The following is a 3897-nucleotide window of genomic DNA, read 5'->3' as shown; positions in this document are numbered from 1 at the left end:
CTCCGGAAGCGCGGGGGGCGCGGGCCGTTCCTCGGGCGCCGCCGGCGAGCTCGTCCGGGCCCGGGACCCGCATGGAGGTGTGGGTGTCGCGGTTCGAGTCGGGGGCCGCCCCGGTGACCAGGGGGACCGCGCCACGGCGGGGGGTGCCCGGGGCCGGCTCCGGGGCGGGCTCCTCCTCCGCCTCCTCCGCGAGCGGCTCCGTGTCCGGCTCGTCCACGTCCAGCGGCGGCATCCCCGCCACCAGCGGCTGCAGCTCCCGCAGGCGCGCGGCGAGCTCCGAGGAGCGCAGGCGGGACGCGGGGGCCTTCGCCAGGCACTGGACCATCAGCTGCCAGAGCTCGTCCGGGATGCCGGGGAGGGGGACCACCGTCTCCGTGACGTGGCGGCGCAGGACCGCTCCCGGGTGGCCGCCGCCGAACGGGGTGAAGCCCGCCAGGAGCTCGTACAGGACCGTCGCGAGAGCGTAGATGTCCACCGCCGCGCGCGGCGGCAGGCCCTCGATGATCTCGGGGGCGAGGTAGTCCGGCGTACCGATGATCTTTGTCGCGCGGGTGCGCCGCGGGGAGTCGATCAGTTTGGCGACGCCGAAGTCCGTGAGGAGAGCGGGGTGCGAGCCGCCGGGGCCCAGCGGACCCTGCATGTCGAGCAGTACGTTCTCCGGCTTCACGTCACGGTGCACGATCCCCGCCGCGTGCGCCGCCGCGAGGCCGTCCGCGACGTCCGCCACGATCGCCACCGCGGCCTCCGGAGCGAGGCGGCGCTCGCGGTCCAGGCGGGTGCGGAGGTCCGTGCCCCGGACCAGGTCCATCACCAGGGCGAGGTCGTTGCCGTCGACCACCAGGTCGTGGACGCCCACCACGCGCGCGTGGTCGAGGCTGAGCAGAGCCGTGCGCTCCTGGACGAAGCGGCCGACGAGCTCCTGGTCGGACGCCAGGTCCTCGCGCAGCAGCTTGATGGCGACGGGACCCTCGGGTCCCTCGCCGAGCCACACCGTGCCGGCGCTGCCCCGACCAAGGATCTGGTGGGCGGTGTACCGGCTGCCGATCTTGCGTGCCAAGACTGCTCCTACGGATGCGTGTTGGCGACAAAGCTACGCGGCCTCGACGCCAACCTTCACTCCAGGAGCAGAAATCACCCCACAGGTGTCGACAAATCCCCAGAGTCGGGAGGGGATTCGTCCATCACTGACCGCGGGACTGCTAGTTACCGCCCAGCTTCCCCATCCAGCCGGACACGGTGTCGTACCAGTCCGTCAGCTGTTCCCAGTAGCCCTTCGTCGTGCCGATCCACTCCTGGAGCGGGCTCAGCTCCCAGACGAGCCAGCTCGCCACGAAGAGGATGACGATCGTGAAGAGGCATCCCTTGAGGCAGCCCAGACCCGGGATCTTCATCCGGTTCGGGTTCGAGCCGCGCTGCCTGGGTTCCCTGGGCTCACGCGGCGGCCGTCCCGCGGGCGGCTGCTGGGGCGGCGTCTGCTGCGGCGGCGTGTACTGACGCGGCTGCTGCTGGGGCTGCGGAGCGTACTGCTGCTGCGGACGCTGCTGCTGCGGCGCGTACTGCTGGGGGCGCTGCTGCGGCTGCGGCTGCTGCACCTGGCGCTGCGGGCGGCGACGGCGCAGCGGGTCGTCGTTGGGGTCCAGGTACGACTGGACCTGTGTCTGTTCGTTGCGGTCCCGCGCGGCCCGCATCTGGTTCTGCCAGGGGTGCGGGTCGTTCGGGTCGGCGCCGGGCTGGTTCGGCGGCACCGGCGGCATGACGGCCGTCGGGTCGGCCGCGCCGTGGTTGCCCCCGGCGTCTCCCGCGCCGGGGCCGGAGCCGGTGCTCTGCATGACGCTCGTCGCCGCGTTCGGGTCGTACGAGCCCGCGTTGTTCGGAAGCACCTGGGTGGGGTCGGCCGCTCCGGCCGTCCCCGGCACCATGGCCGGGTCCGGGTCGGGCATGAGGAGGGCGCCCACGCCCTCCGCCGCGGCGATCTGCGCGCTGGACGCGTGCACGCCCACGCCCTCCGCGACGGCCCGCAGGCCGCGCGCGAGGTTCTCGGCGCTGGGGCGGTGGTCGGGGTTCTTGCTGAGGCAGCGCTCTATGACCGTCCAGAGCGGGTCCGGGACGGTGGAGGGGCGGCGCGGTTCGGCGCTCAGGTGCTGGTGCAGGACCTCCAGGGCCGAGCCGCCGCCGAACGGCGGGCGCCCGGTGACCAGCTCGTACAGGAGGATGCCCGCGCCGTAGATGTCGACCGCGCTGGTCTGCGGTCGGCCCTCGGCGGACTCGGGCGCCACGTACGCGGGCGTGCCGACGAATTCGTGGGTGCGGGTCAGACCCGGGGAGTCGGCCAGGCGTGCGATGCCGAAGTCGGTGAGCATCGGGTGCATCGAGCCGCCCGCGCCGTCCGCGCCGCCCGCGCCGTCGAAGTTCTGCTTGAGCAGGACGTTCGCGGGCTTCAGGTCGCGGTGCACGACTCCGTCCGCGTGGCTCGCGGCGAGGGCGTCGGCGATCTGGGCGGTCAGGAGGGCCGCCGCGACCGGCGTGAACGGGCCGTTCTCGCGGAGGTAGCGGTGCAGGTCCGGGCCCTCCACCAGGTCCATGACGAGGGCGAGGAGCTCCCCCTCGACGACGAGGTCACGGGTCCGCACGATGTTCGGGTGCGTGAGCCTGAGCAGGACGGAACGCTCGCGGAGGAAGCGCATGACGATGTCCGCGTCGTTGGCGAGCTCCTCCTTGAGGACCTTGATCGCGACGGTCTCGCCCGGCTGGCCGGGAACGGCCGCCTCGGCACCCGCGGTCTCGCGCTGGCGGGCTCGCCAGACGGTGCCCGTGGCGCCGCGCCCGAGCGGCTCCTCGAGCAGGTACTTGCTGCCTACCGGCCGCACGTCATGCTCCCTGCTGATCTGGCTGGTCTGTCCGGACCCGGCTACCCGCCGGAAGGTGTTCCGACCCACTGTAGTGCCGCCGAACGGGTCACCGGCCGGTCACATTCCGGCCCGGCCGCCGGACGGCCGGACAGCTGTTCGGTGGAAAGACGCCCCACTGGGGCCGTTGGTTGCCGATGGGCGGCGAATTGACCTCCGTCACGATGCCGCGACCGGCGATCGCAACGATCCAAGCAGGGACTTTTCCGAGCAGAGCCGACCAATCAAGATCACTTACGGGTGGCCGCCGGGCGTGTTGTCAGTGGCAGGTGCGAGGATGCTTATCTGTTACTGGCCGACGTGGCCGTGTGCGGTGGGGGGAATCACAGCGCGAGTCCCCGTGCCCGGCGGCAAGGGCAGAAGGGACCGCTGACGGCGATGCAGATCCGGCTGACCGTCCTCGGGCCGCGCAGCGGCCAGACCGCCGAGCCCCCTGGCCGCCCCGCCGTGCCGCGCGGCGCCTGTGACGTGCTGGTCACCGCCCCCGCGGGGACCGCTCTGGCCACGGTCGCCTCCGGCTTCGCGGCGGCCGTCGCGGGCGGCGAAGGACCCGTCGTCCTGTACGCGGAATCGGAGCGCCTCGACGCCCAGCGCTGCACCCTCGGGGAGCCCCCGCTGATCGACGGAGCGGTGCTCTCGCTCGGCTCCCCCACCGAGCCCGGCCCCGAACTCGCGGGAGCAGCCGCCCAGTTGCACGTGGTCGCGGGCCCCGACGCGGGCGGCGTGCATCTCCTGCACGGCGGCCAGATCCGGGTGGGCCGCTCGGGGGACGCGGACGTCCCGCTGGACGACCCGGACGTCTCACGGCTGCACTGCGCGGTGACGCTCGCCCAGGACGGCCAGGTCACCGTCACGGACCTGGGGTCCACGAACGGCACGACGGTGGACGGCCGCGAGATCACCGACCGCCCGGCGCGCCTCTCCCCCGGCTCCCTGCTGCGGCTCGGCGAGTCCGCGCTGCGGCTCACCGCCGGTGGCGGGACGGGCGGCG

The 3897-nt window shown here is 73.5% G+C and carries 3 protein-coding genes; 1 reads left to right on the top strand and 2 read right to left on the bottom strand.

The features are described from left to right. Together ABD378_RS36610 and ABD378_RS36605 are read right to left on the bottom strand one after the other, a co-directional pair. Positions 1 to 1057: serine/threonine-protein kinase (locus ABD378_RS36610; RefSeq protein ID WP_344528377.1), on the bottom strand; the 1057-nt coding region annotated here is incomplete at its 3' end. A 142-nt stretch (positions 1058 to 1199) separates the two neighbouring features. Beyond that, positions 1200 to 2867 (bottom strand): serine/threonine-protein kinase, encoded by a 1668-nt coding sequence (locus tag ABD378_RS36605; RefSeq protein WP_344528375.1) that lies wholly within the window; start codon positions 2865 to 2867, stop codon positions 1200 to 1202. Positions 2868 to 3284: 417 nt separating this feature from the next. On the opposite strand from ABD378_RS36605, the gene ABD378_RS36600 reads away from it, so the two are divergent. Then, on the top strand, positions 3285 to 3897 hold a 613-nt coding region (locus ABD378_RS36600), incomplete at its 3' end, for an FHA domain-containing protein (RefSeq protein WP_344528373.1).

The sequence above is a fragment of the Streptomyces rectiviolaceus genome (genome assembly GCF_039533825.1).
GTDB lineage: Bacteria > Actinomycetota > Actinomycetes > Streptomycetales > Streptomycetaceae > Streptomyces > Streptomyces rectiviolaceus.
Note: the sequence above shows the minus strand (reverse complement) of the source record. Positions and strands in the feature narration are given on the sequence as shown.